Genomic DNA, 23,960 nt, shown 5'->3' with positions numbered 1-23,960 from the left:
ATGGACACCACGTCTGGCCCATCGCAACACCGGCAGCAAACCACGCTACGCGACGTGGCGAAACTCGCAGGAGTCTCCATCGCCACCGTCTCCCATTATCTGAGCGGCTACCCCTATATGAGGGAATCGACCAAGGCTCGGGTCAAACAAGCCATCGACCAGCTCGGTTATGTAGCCAACACTTCCGCCCGGAACCTCAAGGCCGGACGCACGCATCTCATCACATTGTCGGTGACCGATCTGCGGCAAAGTTATTTTGCGGAACTCGCAGAACGCATCATCGCGGCCGCACGCTATCGCGGATACAGCGTGCTGGTGGAGTCCACCGGACTGAATCTGCAGAACGAACTCGCAAGCATCGATTCCGTGCGCCAACAACGCACTGACGGCCTGATCATCAGCCCCGCGATACTCGACACAGGCAATTCGTCTGCGTTGGACGGCAACTGGCCACTAGTAATGCTGGGGGCACAACCATCCCCCGCCTCTGCCCCCTACATTCATATCGACAATACGCAAGCGGCCAAGGAGGCCACAACCAGTCTGATCAATGCAGGATGCCGCCGCATCGCCATGATCGGCGGTGCGCTCACTGGCCCAATCTCGTCACGCACCACACGCGCCAAAGGTTACTGCCTTGCCCTTGAAGAAGCCGGCATTGCCCTTGACAAACGACTTATCCGCGAGGTCGGCGATTGGAACAGCCTTTCCGGAGCGCGGGCCATAGGTGACCTGTTTGATTTGGGAATACAACCTGATGGCATTCTGGCAGGCAACGATCACCTAGCATTCGGCGTCATCCGACAACTTAAGGACATGGGTCTGCGGGTGCCTGCCGATGTGCGCGTCATCGGATTCGACAACATCGACGAGGCACAATATTCCATTCCCTCGCTCACTTCGGTGGATCAGAACGCCGACAATATTGCTATTCGCGCAGTAGACTCACTGATCGACCAAATCAACGCGGGCCATCGCGCGCCTTCCGCCGATATCGTTATGCCGCACACCATCGTGTACCGCGCCAGCTCACCAAGCGTGTAGCCATGCCGATAGGATGCCAACAGAACGCTGAAGCACGAAGACAATTACTGATTACTTAGCACCTGTTACGGATAGGAATTCTGCCTAGACAACCACGACTATCGCGTTGTCTTGCCGGCTACGAAGGTCACTGGCACCAGCGCATCGAGGGGTTCGTCAGCAGTGGCATCAGCGTTGGATGAACCGTTTCTGGCGATGCCACGCTCCATGCGTTCGGCCACACGACGTGCCAGCGCATCCATATCCTGGCACACCGCCGACAGGCGCAAACCCGCCGCATCGGCCATATAGGTGCCGTCATAGGCGATGATCTGCAGATCCTCGGGAATACGAATACCGCGCCGCAACGCTTCCTGCACCGCATAGGCCGCGACAACATCGGAGCCGACAATGGCATCCGCATCGGGGAATCGGTCGAAAATCGAGCGGGCGGCACGGGCATGCGATCCCAAATCACTCACCGAACCGGCATCCATATAGTCCCATCGCATGCCAGCCTGCTCCACCAGCCGTTCCATCGTCAGGTGGTATCGGGATGTGGGGAAGGTGGCCTTCTCCCCCAACCCCTCGAATTGCGATCGCGGGCCACCGACCGTTACAACGTGACGCGCACCGGACGCGATAAGATGCTCGGCGATCAGACGACCACCCTGCTCGTGATCGGATTCGACGGATGGAATCGCCCCGCCCAGCCGACGATCGAAGGCGACCACCGGCCGATCGATGGAAGCCCAGTAATCCTCGGTATGTTCGGTGTGCGCGGCCATCACAATGCCGTCCATCATGTGGCGTCTGAGCATATCGACGTATTCAGCCTCGCCGTTGCGCGCATCAGCGGTGGAACAGAGCATCGTGCGCAAGCCCAGCGCCGCAAACTCACGTTGCAGCGCGGCCATTAGCGTAGCGAAGAACGGGTGGCTGATAGTAGGCACGATCACACCAATGGTATTGGTGCGGTCATGATACAGGTTGCGGGCCAATTCGTTGGGGATATAGTTGAGCTCCCGCATCGAGGCTTCGACCTTGGCGCGCATGTCGGCAGAAACGTAGCCGGTGTTGTTGACCACCAGAGAAACGGTGCTCAGAGACACTCCGGCCGCTTTGGCCACATCACGCATGCCTACCATGATTCACTCCCTCGTTACTTCGGCACTCAGCGATTGCTAATTCCCCATCGTCCGCAACGAGCTTGCGGAACTTAGTCAGCAGCCCGTTATCGTTCGGGAAAAAGACATAATACCGCCCTAGTGTACCCGAACGTTATTGAATCAGATTGAACCGGATTGCACCGGATTGCACCGGTCAATGGCGAGCCGACATCGTCAGCACACCGGAGATCAGCACCATCACGATGGCCGCAGGGAACAGCACATAGTAGCCGAAGCTTCCGGCAAACACCGTGACCAGCACAGCACCGATAATTGCCGCAGCGGCCTGACCTGCCATATTAGCCAAGCCATAGAAGCCGAGATCATGGCCGGCGTTGCGCGGATTGGGCAGCGCATCCATCACCAGTTCCAAGCCAAGCGCATCAACCAGACCGAAGGCGAAGCCGGTGACCAGCGCAAAGATGATCATGCCGTTTTCGCGCGCAGTGCCGGCGGACCATACGCCCAAGCCCCAAGCCACGGCCACGCCAGCGGCGTAGAGCACGCAGCATCCAGCCACAACCTTGGCGGTGGCGAGGCCACGATCTTCCACCCATTCGGAAATCGGGCCTGCAGCCCACGAAGCCAGTGCGGCACCGGCGAGCGTGGCCAGCGCCATCAGTACAATCAAGCCTCCGGCGGGCACAGTCAGCGGCGCGGATGTGAACACTACAGCCTTGCCGTACACCCAGAAACGCACGAGATACCACAGGAACACACCGGTCAGACCCACACCGGTCATCATGCATGCGCGGGCCGCGAATACGCGCGCGAACGCAGGCGCATCCGCCGGCGGACGCAACTGCGTACTGATTTGCTCCCAATGCAACCTCTGGATCGGTTGTGCCTCGCTGGATGGTTCCTTGGGCAGAATCAGCACTGTGACAATACCGGAGATGGTGAATACCGCAGCAATTGCCACGAACGGCACGTATGGGCCAAACATCAGACTGAATGCCGCAAGGCACACACCGGCGGCCTGTCCAAGCATCACGCCAATGCCATGCCAGCGTTCGATGCGGGGACGGAACTTATCGGGCACACGCTCACTCATCGCGGCAGCCAGCGGAGCGGACATCATGGCATAGGTGAACTGCAGCAGAATCCACAGTATGCACATTGCCGGCAACGCGGCGCATTGGCCGAGGATCAAGGTGAGTAGCGCGCACAGTACACCGCCGCCCACCATCCACGGGGTGCGGCGGCCAAAGTTGACTCGCGTGCGATCGGATAGTGCGGCGACCAGTGGCGTGGAGAATAATGCGGCGATTATGCCGAGCACCACCACAACCGCAAGCGGCGTGGCCAGCGAGGTGCCGGTGGGCAATGCGCGGCCGGTTGCAGGGTTGACCGCCGCCGCAAAGAACTCGGCGGTGTTATAACCACCAATCGCCGCAACGACATTGGCAATCGCAACAGTGTTCAGTGCCATCCATGGTGCACCGACCAGAATCGCGGCCACGAAAAAGCCCCAATTCAAACGGGAAACCTGCTTGGCGGTTGGCCGCTGACCGTCGGCGGACACCATCGGGTCGCGCATATCAAGATAGGCGGATGACATATCCGGAGCTGGAGTATCCACGCTGGCGGCGGCTGCAGCGGCCGTCGACGAACCAGCGGCGGCCAAGCGGGCGGCCTGAGCTTCGGGCTGATCGGCCGATGCCTCAGGCGGACGGCGATGATCCTTGATGGCCAGTCGTGCCACGGCGGCTTTGTCTTCCGGGCTTAATGCCTTGTCAAGATCCGGGCGATCATCAATACCCGGACGAATATATGGTTGCAACATCCTCAAGCTCCTGCTTCTTGCCATTCCTTACGCGTCGTGAGGCCGCAGGCAGACGGATCAGCGACCATTGCACAGCCAGAAGCGACTTCACACAGCCTCAAACGCGAATCGCCCGCAGCGCACTGGCTTCAGTGCACGGCGGGCGATTCATCTTCCTTCTTCTAGTTTACGCCGAAGCGGGTATGGCCCGGGTTCGGCGTCCATGGTAAGAACGTTGAGCCGAAACGGCTGTTACTTCACGTTCTTGATACGCATGATCAGGAACGCGGCGATAAGAACCACGACAATGCACACCGGGAACACCAACGCGTAGTTGCCGCCGGTCATCATCACCAAACCGGAAGTCAGGCCGGAACCAAGCACGGTGGACAGGGTGTTGGACATGTTGAGCACGCCCAGATCCTTGCCCGCCTCAGCCGGATTCGGCAGGATGGATACGTTCAGCGCCTGGTCAATGGCGTTATACACGCCATAGCCGAAGCCAGCGATCGCGGCGAACAGGAACATGCCCATGGCATCGCGGAAGATCCACGGCATGGCCGCACCGATGGCGAACAACACGCTGGAGAGTGCGACCGGCACCTTGCGCATGCCCAGACGGTCAGACACCGGGCCTGAAATGAACGCGGCCAGCAGCGACACGACCATGGTGATCACGGACATGGTGGCGATGATGCCAGCGGCCTTGGTGGACAGATCGTCAGCGTTGAGACCGGAATCCGACAGCGTGTAGTACTTGACGATGTACAGCTGGTAGCCGGTGATCATCTGGTAGCCGGCGACCATCATCAGACGGCCGAACAGCGCGTAGTAGAAGTTGCGGGCACCCTTGCCGTGCGGCGGGATGAAGGCCATAAGCACGGTTTTGACGCTAAGCGGCTCGCGCGGCTCGTCAAGGTTGGAGCCTTCACGCGGCCAAATGCCGATAACCAGGAAGCCGACCATGGCGAAGCCGATAGCACCGATGGCGAAGCCCAAGTCGATGTTGGTAATGAGCATGGAACCGACCAGTGCACCAGTGGTCTGGCCAAGCACACCGCCCGCACCCATGAAGGATGAAACGGTGCCGCGGAACTTGTCGGGCACACGGTCGGACAGCGTGGCGACGAATGGCGCGTTCATCCAGTTGTAGAAGAGCTGCATGCCGCACCACAGCAGCAGAATCAGCGGCAGCGAACGCGTGAACGTGAGTGCGAACACGCACAGGCCGCACAGCACGCCACCGGAGCAGATCCACAGGGTGCGCTTGCCGAACTTTGAACGGGTCAAATCGGAGAAGGTACCGAACACAATGTTGGCAATCAGCGCCACCACGGAACCGACGGCATTAATCAGACCGATGAAGCCCTCACGCTGCCCGGGGGCAATAGTGTCGACGAGCTGAGGCACGAGGATGCTAGACAACGACACCCATACAATGCCGGTGATGATTAGTGAGAACGTAAAGCCCGCACCCAAACGGAACACATCGAGCTTGCTCGGACGGGAGCCATTAGCCGCCACCATCGGATCACGCATGTCAAGGAAGGCGGATTTCGGGTCGGCGACTTCGGAGCGCCCTGCAATCGCACCAGATGGGTTGGTTTCAGCCATGCGGGCCGTCTGGCGATCGGTGTTTTCCACAGCCGCCTCGGACTCGATGGTTTTGGTGTTGGTCGGATTAATAGCCAAACGATTAACCGCGGCCTTTTGCTCGGGCGTGAGCGCCTTGTCGAGGTCCGGACGATCATCGATGCCCGGACGGATGAAATCATCTACCATGATGACTGCTCTTTCTTCCTTGTGTTTTCTGTTTCTTGTTGTTGTGTTGTTTGTTGTGCGCTTGGATAAGCATGGGCGATCCCTCGACTACGGACTTACGGCCTTCGCTCGGGATGACGGGAAATGAGCCTTACGGCCCTTGCCCGACATGACGCATTGATTGTCATGCCGAGCGAATATTCCCGTCATGCCGAGCGAAGTCGAGGCATCTCCAATACGCGAAGCCGCACTCAGGCGACGGTCGGCGGGTTGTTCAGCAGGTCGTCGGTGACGTGCTCGCCGGCGGCGTCGGTCCAGCTCAGCGAGGCGACCGGAGTGGTGTTGTCCACGCCGAGGCCGCGCTTGGGCTCGAAGGTGAGGGATGCAGCGGTGGTCGCACCCTTCCATGTGAAGGTGATAGAGTCATCGCCGTCAGCTTCGTAGCTGAATTCGCCGTCGAAGGCGTCGAGTTCGTTGCGGAACTTGGCCAGCGCATTCAGCGCCTTGACCACCGGGCGAGCGAGATTCTCGTCGATTTCGGCGGTCGAGTAATAGTGGCGGTTGATGTCGCGGCCGTTGTTCGTCTTGCGCAGCAGTTCCATATCGTTCTTGCCGGCAAGCGCACCCACGTAGTAGACCTGCGGCACGCCCGGCAGGAAGAACTGCACGGCGCGGGCGGCCAGATAGTGCTGGTCGTTGCAACCGAGAGCCGAGTAGTAAGTGGAGTTCACCTGATACAGGTCGAGGTTGGAAGCGGCGGCACCGGTGGCGGCCTGGGATTCGCCGTGGGTGTTGGCGTGGATGGTGTTGACCAGGTTATCGACGTCCTCGTCGGGCACGAGGCCCTTCAGGGAGCGGTCGAGCTGGTCGGAGCCGATGTCGATTACGCCGATGCCGTCGTGCGTATCGAGCACGGTGACGGCGTTGTTCGGGCGGATGCTGGTCCAGTGGGCGACGGGCTCTACGTGGCCGGTGAACAGGCTGTGCAGCAGCAGCGGAGGCAGGGCGAAGTCATAGACGCGATCCACCTTGGAGGCGATTTCCACCTGCTTCTTGTAGTAGGAGTGCACTTCGATGAGGATTTCCAGACCGCGCTTGACGCCCTCTTCGCGCAGACGGGAGATGAGCTTGAAGGTCTTGGGGGTCATGAAGCAGCTGGTGCCGGCTTCCTTGGCGCCGTAGCCGACGGCGTCGAGGCGGATGTAGCTCACGTGGCTGGCGGCCATCTGGTCGAAGATCGACATCAGGTATTCCCAACCCTTGTCGGAGTCGGTGTCGATGTCGACCTGCTGCGGGGTGAAGCTCACCCACACGAGGCGGGTTTTGCCGCCGAGGTTGTAGTGGGTGAACGGCAGGCCCGGGCGCGGGCGGTAGATGCCGGCGAGGTCCTCTTCGGTGGCACCGTTCGGGAAGACGGAGCTCATGGTCAGGAACATCGGGTAGTACTCAGACTTCTCACCGTTGGCAAGCACGTCCTGGAACTGCTTGGATTCCCAGCTCATGTGGTTCACGATGGCGTCGACCATGATGTTGTGGGTGGCGGAGAGTTCGGCCACATCGTCCCAGCTGCCGAGGCGCGAATCGACCTTGGTGTGGTCGATGGGGTCGAAGCCGGCGTCCGCACCGTCGAACGGGGTGAAGAACGGCAGGATGTGCACGCCGTCATACACGCCGTCGAAGCGCGTGCGCAGAATCTCGGTCATGGACTTCAGCGTGCCGTCGCCAAGACGATCCGCGTAGGTGATGAGCTGAACAGTGTTCTTCATAGGCAACCTCTGTGTTGTGTGACAAGTGCTTCGCACCTGTCGTTGCCCGCACGCCGGCGGACTGCTGATTATGTGGTGCGTCCGGTTATACCCCGCCGTATCGAACCGGTTCGATATTAACGCAAACAACTAAGTATCGTCCAATTACCGGCGTGTCGAACCGGTTCGATGTCAATTGATGTAATCCGGCCCACGAAATGCCGCAGCTCCCCTGTTAATCGTCGCGGTTCGCCTGTCAGTTTGCACGACTGGCCTATCAAACCGCACGGTTCACCCGTCAGTTTGCACGGTTGACCTACCAAAACGCACGGTTGACCTGCGGGATTGTCACATACTTACGTAACAATCCCGCAGGCGAACCGTGACAACCAGCAGCCCAACTACACAAAACCGCAGTTCACTACCAAAAACGCCGATGAGGGCCGAAACGACATTGCATTTCGGCCCTCATCGGCGTATATCATGCGGTTCAACCGCTATTGGTTGCGTCACTCGGCAACGAATCCGACTCCTTCATCGCGCCAACCGGCGGCGAGCACGGCGGCACGTTCCACCGCATTGGCGGTAAACAGATGATCGCCATTGCCCGTATTGTAGAAGCGCGCCACCTTCGTGCCGCCATCTTGCGGCGCATGGAAGGCGACACCTTCATAACGCCAACCGGCCGCACGCAATGCAGCCGTTTCGGCCGCATCGGTGGTGAACATGTGCAACCCTGAATAGGGGTTGTAGAAGCGGTGCACCTCGGTTCCGTAGTCGGACATAACAAACGCCACGCCCTCATAACGCCAGCCTCTGGATACCAGCCCGTTCTTCTCCGTCACGTTGGCGGTATAGAAGTGTTCTCCCGAACTGGTGTTGTACAGTCGATGCACACTTACGGAACCAGCGACAATCTTCACCTCGAACGTCACTTTGCGGCTCCGATCCGCTTTCAGCGTCACTGTTATTGTCACGGCGCCCGGTTTGGACGAGTCGAATCCGCTGACTTCATAATCGTCAGCCTTCACCAGTTGTGTGGATCCGTCGGACCAGTGCTTGGCGACTTTCAATCCGCTCAAATCCAGTTCATCGCCGATGCCATACGTGGTGCGATCCGGCTTTGACACAATGGTGATACCCCGATATACAACCGATGGTGGAGGCGTCGGAATTGCTGTAATGGTGATGGTGAACGTGGCTGTTTTCGACGTGTCCTCATTGAGGGTCACCGTAACGGTCTGTTCGCCAGCCTTGCTCATGTCAGGGCTTGACAGCGTATATTCGTCAGCTTCCAGAACGATTTCATCCCCGTTGGCCATGGTTTTGGTGACTTCCAATCCCGCAGGGTCGAACGTGTCGCCTGCCTGGTATTCGGTCACCGTCGGCGACTGTGTAACAGCAATGGATACGACGTTGTTCGCGATCTCCAACGTTACAGAAGCGCTATCGCCACGGGTCGTATCATCTCCCTTGCGAACGATGGTGATGGTCTTGCCGTACCAGTCTTTTGCGATGGCAATGCGACCCTGGTCATCCGCCGTATACGCGACAGCTTCGCCATCGGCAACGGCGATAAGATATTCCACGCCGGCTTCCAATCCGGTGAGGTATGCGCCGGCAGAGTCCATCTGTGGCGCAGGAGTCGGCCATGCTTCAAGCACCGTTAGGGTGAATGTGTAGTAACGCATACGCTGCGAGATGTTCGGCGTGCCATTAGGCCCATTTGGGAGCCCTGTGACATCAACGCCGGCTCTATAGGTTATCTTGCCAGGTTTGACTGGCTCTGTCGGTGTCATGAAGCGTATGCCCAGCGCTTTCACATTTGTGGCGTGGGCGGAAATGATTTGCCAGTCAGCATTGTTGTCATCCCCGAACAGCAGCAAACCATTCGATTCCGCAAACGACGGTATATCGACACCCAGCATGGCATCAATCGAGGAGACGTTCGACACCGTGAACAGATCACGCCTCCACGTAGACGTATATGCGCTGCTGACCGTGCCGAGCTCGATCACCGCTCCATCTTCGGGCAACCCTTTGATCACAGTGTCATAATGCATGGTGATTGTCATGTCAGACGAACACGTCCACTTGACACCTGACTTCATTGAAGACGAAGAGTAGTAGGAAACGTCACCCTTTACCGGAGTGAATTGCACCTTCTCAAGGATTACGTCCTCATCGGCCTCGAAACGGAAGACGACCTGCGTGTCATTGGGAATCGTCACCGTGTCCACTCCCCTATCGACTGCTACGCCATCGATATACGTGGTGAACTGTCGATCCTGTGGCAGCGTGATGGTCACATTGTCGGGGTCCACATCCCAAATCGGGGTAAAGGTATTGGCTCCGGCAAGCAGATACACGGTTTCGCCAGGTTTGAACTCACGATTATCTTCCGCACGCGTGAACCCCACCAGCGTTACACCGTCTTTGGTGAACTGATCTGCAGTGGGAAGAGCGATGATATCGCCGCCCGTCGCCTCTCCGCTGGGAGTGCCCGACAGTGTGCCACCATCAATGGTGATCGTCCATGTGGCGGGATCCTTGACTTCCTCCGCAACGGTGAACCAACCGACGGTAATCGTCTCTTCGATAGGCTGATTATTTTGGCGCGCAGTGATCTTCACTTGCGCAATGTATGGCGTCTCTCGTGCCGGCATTCCTGCTTTAGGCGCGATGCGGTTTATTCCGCCAGAGCTCGTCGCGCTTAAAGTAGATCCGCCTCTAAGATTCGTTTCAAAAAGGAACGCGTCGGCATCAGGGCCCGCGATCTCTGCTTTCACGCTAGAGGCTTTGACGCTGCTCTGGTTGCCTATTGTCAGCGATTCCATGCCACCTTGGGCATAGCCGACGGTAAAGGTTCCCCAGTCCTTCTGTTTCATGTAGCTGCCGTATACGTAGCTATAAAACACCGAGGAAGTTTCGTCAGCCGTCGCTACGGCGAGGGGTGCCACGATGAACCCCACAAGACATAAGCTCAGGCTTGCCAATATTGAACATAATTTCGCAATAAAACGTTTCATGGGAATACACCACTTTCCCAGGCGTCTTCGCCTGTCCCCTCACGCTAACAAGCATTAGGGGGGAGGCAACTTCGTGGGCACGAAACGCCGCATCGCGTGCACGAAATGCAGTATTTGACGTACGAAATACAGTGCTCGACGCGCGAAGCGCAATACCCCCTATGCGAACACAGCCGCGCAGCAATTACGCGGCAATCAGATGGAGCGAAGACGCCATGAACCGTTGCGGTTGGAGGCCACGATCATCTGATCGTTGTCAAGGTCGATCCAGCCTTCTTCAGCACGCTGTTCATAGCCCGACGAGGACACCACAATGCCCGCCGGTCGACCGCTGGCATCGGTTAGTGCACGGTAGCGCAGCACGCGGTAGTCGTGGGCCTGTTCGCCGCGACCGTACTGATCATAGATTTCCACGATGCGCGGGCTGGTGGCCTCGCGACCGCTGGCACGCAGGGCAATGAGCTGATCCTCAGACTGGATCATGCAGTTGTAGCTGGACTTCGGGTAGGACTGGCGCAGTTCGCGCACAGCCTGTGCCACGGCCTCGTCCAGCGGGAATCCGAAACCGATGTATTCAAGAATCACGGCAAAGAAAATGGCCGAATCGGAGCGTCCGCCGGTGGACAGCACCACGCTGTGATCCACAGGATAGGAACGGTTGGTGATGATGTTGCGGCCGTTGTCGTCGGAGATATCGCCGTTGTGGATGAAGCTCAGCCCGTTGGCGTAGAAAGGCTGCTGGTTCTCCATAATGAGCGGCAGGTTGGAGCTGGCCAAGCGCAGGTGCCATAGTGCACCGCGCGCGGCTTCGTTGGCCAGCACGTTGAAGGTGTCGTCATGACGGGCAGCGATGGTGGACTTGTACAGTCTGACGCCGGTTTCCGGACTGGGGGCACCGCCATCGCGCACATATGGGGTTTCGCCGGGGTCGGCAAGCTGGGCCACTCCCCAACCGTCGTTGTGAATCTCGGACAGGTCGCGGAAGTCGTCAACATACTTCTCACCGAGCATGGCGGTGAGGCTGAGGTTGAATCCGGCCGTCGCGTATCCGAGTAATCTGCACATGGTATTTCAAGGTAGCCGAGCGCAACCACGAACGCGCGGGCATCGTTATAGCCATTGCTTATAAGGTGCGCAAGCTACGAAGACCATACGCAGATCAACGCAAGCAACTGTTATATACAACGCTGAGGTGACAGTCACAGTTGACAGTCACCTCAGCGCACGCAGTTGCCAGCGTATATAGCCGACGCAGCCCGATACTGCTTAGTTTTTCGCCGCAGCCCCAGATTTGGCTCCGGCCTTGGCCGCAGCTCCGGCACCAGCCTCAGTATCGATCCCGGTCTTGGCTTCGGAGTCACGCACTAGCTGGCCGAGACCAGTGGTGGTATCAAGCGGATCAGGAGCGGCGGCCGGATCGGCCTTGCCACGCGAAGGCACGGGGGCAGGCTCAAGCAAGTCGGTGCGCTTCAGGCGCGGAGGCCTGCGCGTGGATACGAACAGCGGCTGCACTTCAATCAACGGATTGTACGGTGCCAAGCCGAACCACTTGGTCGGCGAGCCGGCCACATGGCGAATCGCATACTTGATGCGCAGCGACAGCGCGCCTCGCTCGGACACCTTGGATTCCGGCATCAGGGCCTTGTGAATCAGCACGTAGCGCACGGTGCCGATGTTCGGATCGGCATCGACCTTGGGGTAGATCGACTTCTGCTTGGGCAGTTCTCCAGTTTTGCTCAGATCGTGCATGATCTGGTGGATATAGGCCGGCAGCGACTGCGAAACCTTGAAGCCCAGACGCATGCGCACACGGAACACATAATTCGTGCCGAAGTCTTCCACACAGTATTCGCGCGTGAACGGCTCATCGGTGGTTTCCACCGACACGGCCCACCAGGCGCGGGCGCGCTTGGGATGGTCGGCGAAAATCGAGAAGAAGATGTCGGTGTCGAGTCGTTTGGTTTCCGAATCGGAGGTCAAGTAGACGATATTGTCCGCGAAATAGGGGATGCGGAAGTCATCGTGCAGCTTGTTGAGCGCGGGCAGGAAGTCCTGCGGCTGCATGTGCCGACGTTGCGCGCGTTCCAGCTTGGTACCTTCGTTCCACGTGTACATAATGCCCAGAATCGCGAACGTGAGCAGCATGGTGAACCAGCCACCGTGCAGGAACTTGGCCATGGAGGCCACGAAGAACATGATCTGGATCGCTAGGAACAGAATCGTGAAGATGATGGCACCAATGCGTTTGCCGTCATGCCACAGGTAGACGCCGAGCAGCACGGTGGTGGTGATCATGGTGATGGTCAGAGCCAAGCCGTAGGCGGCGGAGATGTGTTCGGAGTCACGGAAGATCGCAAGCACTGCCAGCGTGGCAACGCACAGCACCATGTTGATAACCGGAATGTACAGCTGGCCGCGGGTACGGGCCGGGTAACGCACCTGCAGATGCGGCATCCAGTTGAGGCGCGTGGCTTCGGAAACCATGGTGAACGCGCCGGTGATCAGAGCCTGGGAAGCGATAACGCCAGCGGTGACGGACAGTGCCACGGCCACGTAGCGCACGTTCGGGCTCATCATCTGGAAGAAGGGGTTAAGGCTGTCGATTTGGGCAAGGTCGGGATTGTTCTGGTTCTTCAGAATCCATGCGCCCTGGCCGAAGTAGCACAGCACCAGCGCGACCTTGATGAACGGCCAGGTGAAGTAGATATTGCCGCGGCCCACGTGGCCCATATCGGAATACAATGCTTCGGCACCGGTGGTGGACAGGAACACGGTGCCCATTAGGGCGATGCCGGCGGCATTATGCGGGCTGAACAGGAATTCGATGCCGTAGATCGGGTTCAGGGCTTCGAACACGGTCCAATCATTGGACAGGTTCACCACGCCGACAACGGCGAGGAAGGAGAACCAGACGAGCACCATCGAGCCGAACACCTTGCCGATGCGTTCGGTGCCGCGCGACTGCACGGAGAACAACACCACGATAATGACCACGGTGATCATCAGGGTCAGTTCGGTGTTTTGTTTGAACAACGGTTCCATCAGCGGAATCGTTTTAAGACCTTCGACTGCGGAGCTGATCGACACGGCCGGGGTCAGCACCGAGTCGGCCAGGAAGGCGGCACCGCCGAGCATGGCCGGAATCACCAGCCAACGTCCGTAGCGGCGAATCAGCGAATACAACGCGAAAATGCCGCCTTCGCCATTGTTGTCGATGCGCATGGCAATGAATACGTATTTGACGGTGGTGATCAGCGTAATCGACCAGAACACCAGCGACAGCATGCCCAGCACTGCCTCACGGTTGGCGGCGGCGAGGCCACCCTGCCCGGAAAGGAAGGTTTGCGCGGTGTATAGGGGCGAGGTACCGATGTCACCGTACACCACGCCCAGCGCCACGATGGCCATGCCCCAGCTGACGCGATCGGGGCCGGATTGCAGTCTCAGCCACCATCGGCCGATGGGGCCTTTGGCTTTCTTGGCTGCAAGTCGTTCCTGCTCTTTGGTTTCAGCCTCACGCTGTTTGGCGATCTGCTCGCGCTCTTCCTTGGTGAGTGTGCGTCGGGAGACCTTGGGGGCATTGGTAAACGTGTCAGCCCTTAACAAAGCCTCTTCCTCGGCTTTGCTGCCGGACTGCGGATTGTTCTCCGCCATATCGCATCCTCCTGGCGGAGCCGGGCCCCGCTCGGTATTGATACCTGGCTCACACGCGGAATCTACCTCTTCCGACGCCGGTATTCCCTAATCAATCCGTTACCATTTTAACGGCTTGTTCACAAACAAGCCGTCAGTATATGCACGTTATGCCGATTCCAGCAACTTAAGGCATAACAAAAGGGCAACGAAACGCCTCCGCGAAGCCGTGCCGCAGCCAGCTTCACGGCTGACATAACAGCTGACATCAGGCTGTCGTCACGGCTAGCGTCACACGCCATATACCGCGCGCGTGGTGCGCCGCGTGGCCTGCGCGACCTGCGCCAACGGCAGATCGAGCGCATCGGCGAGCGCCCGCAGTGTGTAGGGGATCATATAGGGCGCGTTGGTGCGGCCGCGGTAGGGCATGGGCGTGAGGTAGGGCGCATCGGTTTCGACCATGATATGGCTCAGCCCGACCTCGCGGGCCGATTCGCGGATGCCGTCGTTGCCCTTGTAGCTTACAGTGCCGGAGAAGCTTAGGTACCAGCCGTGTTCGTGCGCGATTTGCGCCATGTCACGGTCGCCGGAGTAGGAGTGGAATACGGTGCGTTCGGGGGCACCGTCGGCAAGCAGGGTTTCGATGACTTCGCGGTGTGAGTCGCGGTCGTGGATCTGCATGGGCAGGTTCAGTTCCTTGGCGAGTGCGATATGTGCACGGAAGGCCTCGCGCTGGAGTTCTTTGGCACCTTCGCCGGTGCGGAAGAGGTCCATGCCGGTTTCTCCGATGGCCACGACTTCGTTGGGGTAGGTGGTGGCGAGACGGTGCACTTCGGCGATTGCATCGTCGAAACTGGTATCGTGCCAAGGCTTGTAGGTGAGCGGCAGTCCGTCCGGGCCTGGCACGCCGCGGTGTCCGTGGCGCACGGCTTCGTTGGGGTGTATTGCGAGCGCCGCGTGCACATTACCTGGATGATCGAGGGCCATCTGGACAGCGGTCATCAGGTGCGGCAGCTCGCAACCGCAGTCGATGATACCCTCAATGCCGACAGCGCGCGCCTGCTCCAGCAGTTCGTCCACATCGTAGACGGGCACTTCCGGCTGGCCTTTTTCAGCGGCTTCGTGTGCCATGGCGCGGGCGAAGGGCACCACAGAGGCCACATGCGTATGGTTGTCGATGGTACGGGCGTCTTCGGGCAGGGGTTCCGGGGCAGGTGCCCAGCTGCGGTCGCGATGGTGTTTGCTCATGGCTTCCAGCCTACCCGCGACACCGGTCCCGGTTGGGGATAAACCGGTTGTAATCGGTCCGGATTATCCCCTATCTGCTCGTTGCAGCTCCTCTAGCTGCCCGTCAGTGCTGCCCGTCAGCGCATCAGCCGGCCTTCGAGTCCAGTGAAGTCGATGGTGCGCACGGTGCCGTCCGCAAGGGTGAGACGCACCGGCCCGTAGGCGCCGACCGACTGCGGATCCGTGTATTCCACGGAGCGGATCGGGAAGAGCTCGTCGTCGCTGAAATCGTCGAGGCTCTCTTTGGTGATGACCTGCGAAAGCAGCAGGTAGGGTGCGAAATGGTACTGTTCGCGGCGTGCGGTGCGCCCGTAAACCACGATGGAGCGCGGCGAATCGGGGTTGCTGCCAACCGAATGCATCACGTCGACGCCCTCCCAGCCGTCGAATACGGTCATGGCGAGCTGGCGCGGCTGGCCGGTGTGATCGTGGCCTTTAAGCACGATGGCCTGCGCGCCCTGACGTTCGCGGCGGATGATTTCGGTGCCGTTGTCGGCGAAACCGTAGGCACCGAGGGTCAGCTCGATCGGATGCCCGTTGACCCGCAGTTTGTCCGCGCGCAGAATGCCGTAGGGCAGGGCGATATCCGCCAAGTCGATGGCGTTGCCCTCCTGGCCGCCGCGGAAGGCGAAATGCTGGCGACGATACAGCACGCCGTCCTTCTGCCCGCCCCACAGTGTCAGGTTGCCGTACTGCAGCGTGTCATCCACCAGATCGTGCATGACGTATTGCTGCGATTCCACGGCGCCCGGCTGGACGGTCGGTTGCGCGGCCAGTTGTTCACCAGTGTTCTGCGATTCGTCAGCAGTACCGGTCTCGGGCTTTGGCGTGGATTCCCACGGGAATTTCGAATCGAAGCAGAGCTTGCCGTAGTTCCACATGCCGTGCAGGTCGTCGCGGCCTCGCTCCACTTTGCCTGTGCGCAGCACGGTTTCGCCGTTGCCGCCATGGTTGGAGATGCAGATGGCCGGCCCGTCGAGCGCGGTTTGCGCCACGTCGTTTTCGCCAAGCTGCTCCCACAGGCCGCCCTGCTCGGTGGCCGTCCAGAACGGGTGATCCGCGTCCAGAAGCAGGCATAGGAAGCCCTTGCCCATCCAATACGGTGATTCGGTGCACGAATAGCCTTGCACCAGCGGTGTGAACTGGCCGTAGAAGCCCATGGTGGGCACGCCGTCATGCAGGAAGTCGTCGCGGCCGAGGAACTGCATCAGCGAGCCGGAGGCGATGCGTCGCGCCAGACCGGGATCGAAGGCATACGCGTTGCCTTCACGACCATCACGACCGTCGCGGCGCGGCATTGTCAGGTTCGCGGCAAAGGGGCTGACCGCAGCGAAACGGTAGACGTTACTGCGGCCCCACATCGTGGTGAATCCGTCGCGATCGAACATGCGTGCATAGCTGGCCATTAGCGTATTGGACCATTCCTCGAAGCGCTGGGCCACATACGGCATGTGCTCGTAGCCATACCACTGGTTCCATAGCGGCGCGTACACGTTGAACGCCCAGCAGGAGTAGTAGTCGAAGGCGGCTGCGTCGCGATACCAGCCGTCGCCCACGTAATAATCACAAATGCGCGTGGCATGTTCGAGCATGACCTGCTCATCGATCGGATAGCCTTCCATATTCAGGAACGCCATATCCAGCATGTTGAACAGTCGCCAATTATTCGGCGCGGTGGGTGCGTTCGCGTATCCGGTGAGGAATTCGGCGATACGGTCGCGCTCGGCTTTGGTATAGGTGTTCCAGATCACATCCTTGGTGATCCACAGGCAGATTACCAGCGCACAGGTTTCGACGGTCTGCTGGAACACATGCCAGCCCGGCTGGTGCGGTGCCGGCCTGCCATCGGCTTCGGCTGCCGCAGCACGCCTGGCATCAGCCCACGCGCACAGATCCTCGTAATAGCCCACGCACTGGTCGTCGCCGCGCGTACAGGCCCTGAGGATATGCGACTTGTAATAGTCGCGCAGGTTGATGCCGTTCAATGTCAGGCCCGGATTCTCACGGATCAGGGGTGCCGCGATAAACATCGTGCGCGTCAGGCCTTCGAAGTATTCGGCTTTGATCTGCTGCACATTGCTGGGATCGTGCGGATAAATCACCCCTTCGACCTGCCGGGGCAGTACCATCGGATCGTCGAAGTGCTGGATATGGCGGAACGCGCCTTCGAGCAGGTATTCGCCCGCTTCGATCCAGCTTTGGCGCGTCAGCCCGGTGTAGGGGCTGAGCGTGCGGTCAACGGTTGTGGGGCAAAATACGTTGCCTGCCATGGTTTATCAGCTTTCTGTATTGATAATTGCTGTGTTGACGTTGCTGCTGTTACTACTGTTGTTGCTGATGCTGCGTTGCTACGTTGCCGTGCCGCAACTCACTACCAGATGAACAGCTCCCGGCCGGTGAGCTTCCAGATGGCTTCCACGAAGTAATAGTCACCGTAGATGATGGCGAACTCGTGATCCTTATCGTGGTATGCGGCCGTGCAGTGGGTGAGCAGATTGTCGTGACCCTCATCCCACAGCACGCGATTGTCGGCGAGCGCCTTGAGCAGTCGCAGCGCAGCGTCACGGTAGATGCGCGCGTCGGCCTCGGTTTCGCCCTCGCACTGTTTGGCGATTTCCAGCATGCCGCAGGCGGCGATGGCGGCGGCCGTGGAATCCTCCCACGTCACGTTTTCGGGCTGGCGGAAGTCGACGGGGATCAGTCCGTTGGCGGGGGTGTTGGCGATGAAGTAGTTGGCCACGCGCTTGGCAGTGTCCAGATACTGCGGGTCTTGCGTGTGGATGTAGCTCAGCGCGAAGCCGTAGATCGCCCATGCTTGGCCGCGCGTCCAGGAGGAGCCATGGCCGTAGCCCTGACCGCCTTGGGAGCCAAGGTATTCGCCGGTTGCGGGGTCGAAGTCGATGATGTGGCGCACCGAGCCGTCGGCACGCACGAAGCGCTGTTGTGCGGTGTTCGCGTGGGCTACGGCGATTTGCTTGAAGCGCGGATCGTCGAGTTCCGTCGAAGCCCAGTAGAGCAGCGGAAGGTTCATCATGCAGTCAATGATTGCGCGACCGGTGTTGGGTTCGCCATCCCACGAATTCCATGCGCGGATGAAGTTGCCGGCTGTGTTGAAGCGTCCGGCCATATTGGCGGCGGCAAGCAGCGCACGGTTGCGGGAGGCCTGATTGCCGGTTTCACGCCAGTCGGCTACGGCGGTGGGCAGCCATTTGAAGCCGTTGTCGTGGTCGAGGCCGTCGTAGTTCATGAGCACGGCATCCAGCTTGCCTTCCAGCTCCTCGGCGATGGTGCGATAGAGGTCGTCGCCGGTGGCGTGATGCAGCTGCCACATCAGGCCGCCCCAGAATCCGTTGGTCCACCAGTTAATCGCCCCCGGAGCGCTGTGGTCGTCGAAGCGACCGTCCTCGCCGGTGGTGTAGGGCACGGTGTGCTGGTTGCGTTCGGCGACCACTCGCATTTTGGCGATGATCTTGTCGGCGATCTCCTGCGCCCACTGCTCGGTATTGACTTGCGCAGTGGTATTGGCTTGTGTAGTGGTATCGGCTTGTGCGGCGGTGTTGGCTTCGTGCATTGCTACGGCACTCCTTCGTACATCGTTTTGACTATTGCCCTTCACCGTAGCAGTTCCGGACTTTGGCGGTATAACCGATATGGCGAATGCCTAACCTATCCTGCTATTTATCTGCCGGCAACCATACCGGCCGTCATACTGTTTCACCTGCGATTCAACTGCTATCCACCGGTTTGCCGCCCTGCTACTATCGGCGTCATGTTCCATCTGATCACCGGTGGCGTCGATACCTATCATCCCGGTCCGTACACGTTGTCGCGCCCGAACGGCCTGGCGCGCTACGTACTGCTGTTGACCGGAAGCTGCACCACGTTTACTATCAACGGCCGGCTGTATCAGGCACCTGCGCCCAGTCTGATGCTGATCACGCCGCTGACGCCGTACGTCAACCACAGTACTGAGCACGGCTACCGCGATGATTGGATTCATTTCACCTGCGACGATGGCGATATGCAAAGCTATCGATCCATCACCACCAATCAGCCTGTGCGGCTGACCAATCCGGCGATGCTGAGGCCGGTGGTGCAGCAGCTGCTGTGGGAGCACAGCTATGGTTTGGCCGACTGCCGCGACACCAATATGGATCTGTTGCTGCGCGTACTGCTGAACACCATCGCCGCGGTCTGCGCGGATACCGCGAGCGAACCGTACCATCCGTGGCGTGCCCGCTTGCAACGGCTGCGCATTGATATGCGCTCGCAACCATGGCAGGCGTATTCGGCCGCCTCTCTTGCGGCCAAGTTGGGCATCAGCGCATCATATTTTCAGCATTTATACACCGAATTGTTCGGCGTCTCGTTCCAGGCCGACCTGATCGATGCCCGTGTGGCGTATGCCAAGGAGCTGCTCGCTGGCACTGATATGACCATGGCTCAGATAGCCCACGCTGCCGGCTATGCCACCGAAGTGCATTTCTACCGGCAGTTCCGCAAACTCACCCAGCTCACTCCTGCTGATTGGCGCACCGCCACCGTGTCCGGTGCCGAGCCTTTCCACACTGGAAGGCCCGGCACAGGATCCGCTGCTGGCAAACCCGTCGCTGGCAAACCCGCCGCCGAAGCGTAGCTGCCGTTCGCAGCTATACAGGGCTATTCAACCGTTCAGCTCAGCGTAACTACGTACCTTACGCAACAGCCGCACGAATCATAGCGTACTGAGATTCATACAGTCGCCAGTAGGCACCACGGGCTTCCAGCAGCTCGGCGTGCGAGCCGCGCTCGACGATCTGACCATGGTCGATCACCATGATTTCGTCGGCGTTCTCGATGGTCGACAGGCGGTGCGCGATGATGAAGCTGGTGCGCCCCTTGAGCAGTTCTGCAAGACCAGCCTGCAGCGCCTCCTCAGTGCGAGTGTCGATATTCGAAGTCGCCTCGTCGAGAATCAGAATGCGCGGATCAGCCAGCAGCACACGTGCGAACGCGATCAACTGACGCTGGCCGGCCGACAGCGTCGAGCCACGTTCCTCAACCGTCGTGTCGTAGCCGTCGGGCAGTTCCATAATGAACTCGTGCGCATGCACGGCCCGCGCGGCGGCCTCAATCTGTTCATCAGTGGCGTCGAGCCGGCCGTAGCGGATGTTCTCGCGCACATTGCCGGAGAAGATGAACGTATCCTGCAGCATCACGCCCATCTGGCGGCGCAGGCTGGCGAGCGTAACATCGCGCACGTCGTGGCCGTCGATGGTTACCGAGCCTTCGCTCACATCATAGAAGCGCGACAGCAGGCTGACGATGGTGGTTTTGCCGGCACCGGTCGGGCCGACCAGCGCAATGGTGCGCCCCGGATCAACGTGGAAATCAACCAAGTTCAGGATGTTGCGGCCGTCCTGCTCGTAGCGGAATACCACATCGTTGAAGTCCACGCGACCCTTGATCTGCGGCAGGTCGCGTGCGCCCGGCTTGTCTTCGATTTCGGGGCGCACATCCAACGTTTCGAAAATACGCTCCAGATAGGCCGAGCAGGTGACCAGCTGGTTGTAGAAGTTGCCGATATTGATCACCGGGTTCCAGAAGTTGTTCGCGTAGCCGACGAATGCGATCAGCGTGCCGGTGGTCACGGTGACCCCGCCGAAACCGGTGACGCCAAGGAAGTAGATCAGGCAGATGGTCATCACGGAGATGGTCTGCACGCCCGGCCACATCAGGAACTGCACGTGCACAGCCTTCATCCATGCGGAACGCACCTCGCCCTGCTGTTCCTGGAAGGTGTTGAACTGGGCACGCTCCTGCGCGAAGGTCTGTGTGGTTTTCACGCCAGCGATCGACTCGTGGATGTAGGCGTTCAGGTTGCTCTGCTTATTGGACAGCTTCTGGTAGGCGCGACGCTGGAAGTACTTGAGCGTCAGCACCCAGGCGATCAGCAGCGGGAAGAGCGCCAGCGAGAACAGGGCCAGACGCCAATCGACCACGAACATCACGATCAGCGTGAGCATGAAGGTGAACACGTCGGAGATCACCGTGATCAGGCCGGAGCTTAGGGTGTCGGACAGGGTGTTGACGTAGTTGACCACGCGGATCAGAATCTTGCCGTGCGGGCGTGAGTCGAAGTAGCTGAACGGCAGCGTCTGAATATGAGTGAAGATGTCGCGGCGCATGTCCTTGAGCATCAGCTGACCCACACGCGTGATGGCGATGGTGCGGTAGCGCATGCCGAACTCATAGATCACGATAAGTACGGCGAGCACTACGACCAGCAGCCCCAGCAATCGCAGATCCTTATTCGGAATCGCCTCGTCGATCATGATTTTGGTGAGATAGGGCACGCTCACCAGAATCACGCTCAGCGATATGACCACCGCAAGAATGCGCGCGACCTGACCGACATAGGGTTTGAGGTATTTGCCCACGCGCAGAATGTCACGCAGGTTGATGCGTTCGGCGAGTTCCTCATCCTCGCGATACGTGTTGCGTTGTGCCATGGTTGACTATTCCTCGAATCCTTGCGCGCGGCCGGCGGCGAGGCCAAGCTGCTTGTGGTAGATGTCCCAGTAGCGACCGTGGGCTTTGACCAGTTCGTCGTGCGTGCCGCGCTCCACGATGCGGCCGTGTTCGAGCACGAGAATCAGATCCGCGTCCTTAACCGACGAAATGCGGTGGGCGATGGTGATGATGGTTTTCTTCTCTTCCAGTTCGGCCAGATGCCGTTGGATATCCGCTTCCGTTTCCATATCGACGGCGGATGTGGTGTCATCCATGATCAGAATCGAAGGATTGTCGGCAAGCGCTCGGGCCAGCGACAGACGCTGCTTCTGCCCGCCGGAAAGGCCCACGCCGCGCTCGCCCACCACGGTGTCGTAGCCGTCAGGCAGGGCGCTGATGAAGCGATCCGCGCCGGCGATGGCGGCCATACGGCGAATGTAATCGTCGTCGCGGCGGTCGCGATCGCGCGTCTCGCAGCAGTTGTCATCATCAGCGTTGCTGTTGCGCGAGTCGATGCTGTTGGATGCGCCAAAGAGGATGTTACCGCCGATGGTGTCGGAGAACAGGAAGGTATCCTGTGCCACCACGCACACTTTGGAGCGCAGGGTGGCCAACGGCCAGTCGCGCGCATCCATGCCGTCCACCAGCACGCGGCCGGCGGTCGGATCGTAGAAGCGGCACACCAGATTGACCAGCGTGGATTTGCCGGAGCCGGTTTCGCCGAGAATGCCCAGCTTGGCACCGGCCGGCAGTGTGAAGTCAATGTCTTTGAGAATCGGGGTGTCCGGATCGTCTGGGAAGGCGAAGTCGACGTGTTCGAATCGTACGTCGCCGCGGATTGTGCGGGCTGCTGCGGGTGCGGACACCGGCGTAGTCGTAGAGCCGGTTGTTGTAGTGGTTGTTGCTGTTGCGGTTGCAGCTGTAGCGGTTGCTGCGGCCGTGCTGTCAGCCGACGACGCGCTGGCAACATTCGCTGCGCTTTCAGCGGGATCGTCGATATGGGATTCGGCGGTGAGCAGTTTGCGGATTTTCACGCAAGAAGCGTTGAATCGTTGCCAATCGTTGACCAGCCAGCCGGACTGGCGCACCGGACCGTCGAGCATCCATAGGAAGGAGTTGAAGCTGACGAGATTGCCGAGGGTCATATATCCGCGGATCACCAGGAAGCCGCCGAGGCCGAGCGTGATGAGCTGCAGCGAGAAGCCGAGACCGTCCAGCCAAGGCATGAAGCGGGCGGTGTTATAGGCCTGCGCCATGTTGCGGTTCATGTAATCGTCGTTGTGGGCGTCAAATTTCTCGGTTTCGAACGGTTCGCGCACGAAGGCCTTGACCACGCGGTTGCCTTCGATGTTCTCTTCAACCATCGAGTTGAGTTCGGCCAGCGAGTTGCGGATGGCAAGGAACAGCGGCCTGGCGCGGCCCGACAGCGCGCGCGTGAGTACGAACAGCGGCGGCGTGATGGCGGCGAGCGCCAGCGCCAGACGCCAGTCGATGGCGAACATCACGCATAGCGCGCCCACGAACATCACCACGCAGTCGAGGATGTTGTAGCTCACCCAGCTCAGGGCGTGGCGGATCGCGTCGGTGTCGGAGGTCATGCGGCTCATGATGTCGCCGGTGCGCGTGTGGTTGAAGTAGGTGAAGTCGAGTTTGTGCAGCTTCTCGTATTCGTCGGAGACGAGACGGAAGATCGTGTTCTGCCCGAAGCGTTCCATGAACATCACGTAGCCGTAGCGTGAGGCCACACGGATCAGGGTCATGATGATCATGGCCACGCACAGCGGAATCAGCAGATTGGTTTCGCCGCCGGTGATCACCCGGTCGACGAGCATGCCGGTGACCAGCGGGATCGACAGAGCCATCGTGTCGTTGACGACGAACAGTGCGATGGCTCCGCCCACGCGTGGCAGGTCGGGCTTGCAGTAGGGCATGATCCATTTGAGGTTGCCCGCACTTTGATTGCGGTTCGGATCGACGTACATAACGCTCACTTCATAGTGGTCGAGGGTCGGTTGGGGGTTCAGATGAGTGCGGCCGGCGCGGCAACACGGCCAAC

14 protein-coding genes are annotated in these 23,960 nt (G+C 59.6%); 2 read left to right on the top strand and 12 right to left on the bottom strand.

Annotated features, from left to right (window positions below; translation table 11 throughout):
- Positions 1-1,044, top strand: coding sequence for a LacI family DNA-binding transcriptional regulator (locus tag G1C95_RS10795; protein WP_169172959.1), 1,044 nt, complete (start codon positions 1-3; stop codon positions 1,042-1,044).
- Between the two features lie 98 nt (positions 1,045-1,142).
- Here the strand turns inward: G1C95_RS10795 and G1C95_RS10790 are convergent, their stop codons facing one another.
- The 10 genes from G1C95_RS10790 to G1C95_RS10745 form a co-directional block, all read right to left on the bottom strand.
- Positions 1,143-2,171, bottom strand: a complete 1,029-nt coding sequence (locus G1C95_RS10790; protein ID WP_169172958.1) for a LacI family DNA-binding transcriptional regulator — start codon at positions 2,169-2,171, stop codon at positions 1,143-1,145.
- A gap of 175 nt (positions 2,172-2,346) precedes the next feature.
- On the bottom strand, positions 2,347-3,978 hold the full coding sequence (locus tag G1C95_RS10785) for an MFS transporter (RefSeq protein ID WP_169172957.1): 1,632 nt from the start codon (positions 3,976-3,978) through the stop codon (positions 2,347-2,349).
- 231 nt (positions 3,979-4,209) lie between these two features.
- Positions 4,210-5,739 (bottom strand): MFS transporter, encoded by a 1,530-nt coding sequence (locus tag G1C95_RS10780; protein ID WP_169172956.1) that lies wholly within the window; start codon positions 5,737-5,739, stop codon positions 4,210-4,212.
- Between the two features lie 230 nt (positions 5,740-5,969).
- Complete coding sequence (gtfA, locus tag G1C95_RS10775) at positions 5,970-7,484, bottom strand: sucrose phosphorylase (protein WP_169172955.1); 1,515 nt, start codon at positions 7,482-7,484, stop codon at positions 5,970-5,972.
- A gap of 488 nt (positions 7,485-7,972) precedes the next feature.
- A complete protein-coding gene (locus tag G1C95_RS10770) occupies positions 7,973-10,351 on the bottom strand; it encodes a bacterial Ig-like domain-containing protein (protein ID WP_169172954.1) in 2,379 nt (792 codons plus the stop codon).
- Between the two features lie 336 nt (positions 10,352-10,687).
- Positions 10,688-11,557, bottom strand: coding sequence for a class II glutamine amidotransferase (locus tag G1C95_RS10765; protein ID WP_169172953.1), 870 nt, complete (start codon positions 11,555-11,557; stop codon positions 10,688-10,690).
- Between the two features lie 201 nt (positions 11,558-11,758).
- The gene (locus tag G1C95_RS10760; protein ID WP_169172952.1) at positions 11,759-14,146 is read right to left on the bottom strand and encodes a KUP/HAK/KT family potassium transporter; all 2,388 of its coding nucleotides are present in this window, start codon (positions 14,144-14,146) and stop codon (positions 11,759-11,761) included.
- 270 nt (positions 14,147-14,416) lie between these two features.
- Positions 14,417-15,373 carry a TatD family hydrolase gene (locus tag G1C95_RS10755; protein ID WP_169172951.1) on the bottom strand — a complete coding sequence of 319 codons (957 nt, stop codon included), beginning with the start codon at positions 15,371-15,373 and terminating at the stop codon, positions 14,417-14,419.
- 116 nt (positions 15,374-15,489) lie between these two features.
- Positions 15,490-17,682, bottom strand: a complete 2,193-nt coding sequence (locus G1C95_RS10750) for a DUF2264 domain-containing protein (RefSeq protein ID WP_169172950.1) — start codon at positions 17,680-17,682, stop codon at positions 15,490-15,492.
- Positions 17,683-17,783: 101 nt separating this feature from the next.
- The gene (locus tag G1C95_RS10745; RefSeq protein ID WP_169172949.1) at positions 17,784-18,983 is read right to left on the bottom strand and encodes a glycoside hydrolase family 88 protein; all 1,200 of its coding nucleotides are present in this window, start codon (positions 18,981-18,983) and stop codon (positions 17,784-17,786) included.
- Between the two features lie 198 nt (positions 18,984-19,181).
- Between G1C95_RS10745 and G1C95_RS10740 the strand changes: the two genes are divergently transcribed.
- Positions 19,182-20,048, top strand: coding sequence for a helix-turn-helix domain-containing protein (locus G1C95_RS10740; protein ID WP_169172948.1), 867 nt, complete (start codon positions 19,182-19,184; stop codon positions 20,046-20,048).
- A 58-nt stretch (positions 20,049-20,106) separates the two neighbouring features.
- Here G1C95_RS10740 and G1C95_RS10735 read toward each other — a convergent pair whose 3' ends face one another.
- Positions 20,107-21,903, bottom strand: a complete 1,797-nt coding sequence (locus tag G1C95_RS10735; RefSeq protein ID WP_169172947.1) for an ABC transporter ATP-binding protein — start codon at positions 21,901-21,903, stop codon at positions 20,107-20,109.
- Between the two features lie 6 nt (positions 21,904-21,909).
- On the bottom strand, positions 21,910-23,886 hold the full coding sequence (locus G1C95_RS10730; RefSeq protein ID WP_169172946.1) for an ABC transporter ATP-binding protein: 1,977 nt from the start codon (positions 23,884-23,886) through the stop codon (positions 21,910-21,912).
- Positions 23,887-23,960: the final 74 nt, after the last annotated feature.

It is taken from the genome of Bifidobacterium oedipodis (genome assembly GCF_012932425.1).
GTDB classification, from domain to species: Bacteria; Actinomycetota; Actinomycetes; order Actinomycetales; family Bifidobacteriaceae; genus Bifidobacterium; species Bifidobacterium oedipodis.
The sequence above is the reverse complement of the archived record's forward strand: the minus strand, read 5'-3'. Positions and strand labels throughout refer to the sequence as shown.

What these genes read in the sequence shown, in the direction of transcription:
- G1C95_RS10765 (WP_169172953.1), bottom strand. Translation starts at nt 11,557, where the DNA reads ATGTGCAGATTACTCGGATACGCGACGGCCGGATTCAACCTCAGCCTC.
- G1C95_RS10795 (WP_169172959.1), top strand. Translation starts at nt 1, where the DNA reads ATGGACACCACGTCTGGCCCATCGCAACACCGGCAGCAAACCACGCTA.
- G1C95_RS10735 (WP_169172947.1), bottom strand. Translation starts at nt 21,903, where the DNA reads ATGGCACAACGCAACACGTATCGCGAGGATGAGGAACTCGCCGAACGC.
- G1C95_RS10760 (WP_169172952.1), bottom strand. Translation starts at nt 14,146, where the DNA reads ATGGCGGAGAACAATCCGCAGTCCGGCAGCAAAGCCGAGGAAGAGGCT.
- gtfA (WP_169172955.1), bottom strand. Translation starts at nt 7,484, where the DNA reads ATGAAGAACACTGTTCAGCTCATCACCTACGCGGATCGTCTTGGCGAC.
- G1C95_RS10770 (WP_169172954.1), bottom strand. Translation starts at nt 10,351, where the DNA reads ATGAAACAGAAGGACTGGGGAACCTTTACCGTCGGCTATGCCCAAGGT.
- G1C95_RS10755 (WP_169172951.1), bottom strand. Translation starts at nt 15,373, where the DNA reads ATGAGCAAACACCATCGCGACCGCAGCTGGGCACCTGCCCCGGAACCC.
- G1C95_RS10745 (WP_169172949.1), bottom strand. Translation starts at nt 18,983, where the DNA reads ATGCACGAAGCCAACACCGCCGCACAAGCCGATACCACTACACAAGCC.
- G1C95_RS10790 (WP_169172958.1), bottom strand. Translation starts at nt 2,171, where the DNA reads ATGGTAGGCATGCGTGATGTGGCCAAAGCGGCCGGAGTGTCTCTGAGC.
- G1C95_RS10785 (WP_169172957.1), bottom strand. Translation starts at nt 3,978, where the DNA reads ATGTTGCAACCATATATTCGTCCGGGTATTGATGATCGCCCGGATCTT.
- G1C95_RS10780 (WP_169172956.1), bottom strand. Translation starts at nt 5,739, where the DNA reads ATGGTAGATGATTTCATCCGTCCGGGCATCGATGATCGTCCGGACCTC.
- G1C95_RS10730 (WP_169172946.1), bottom strand. Translation starts at nt 23,886, where the DNA reads ATGTACGTCGATCCGAACCGCAATCAAAGTGCGGGCAACCTCAAATGG.
- G1C95_RS10750 (WP_169172950.1), bottom strand. Translation starts at nt 17,682, where the DNA reads ATGGCAGGCAACGTATTTTGCCCCACAACCGTTGACCGCACGCTCAGC.
- G1C95_RS10740 (WP_169172948.1), top strand. Translation starts at nt 19,182, where the DNA reads ATGTTCCATCTGATCACCGGTGGCGTCGATACCTATCATCCCGGTCCG.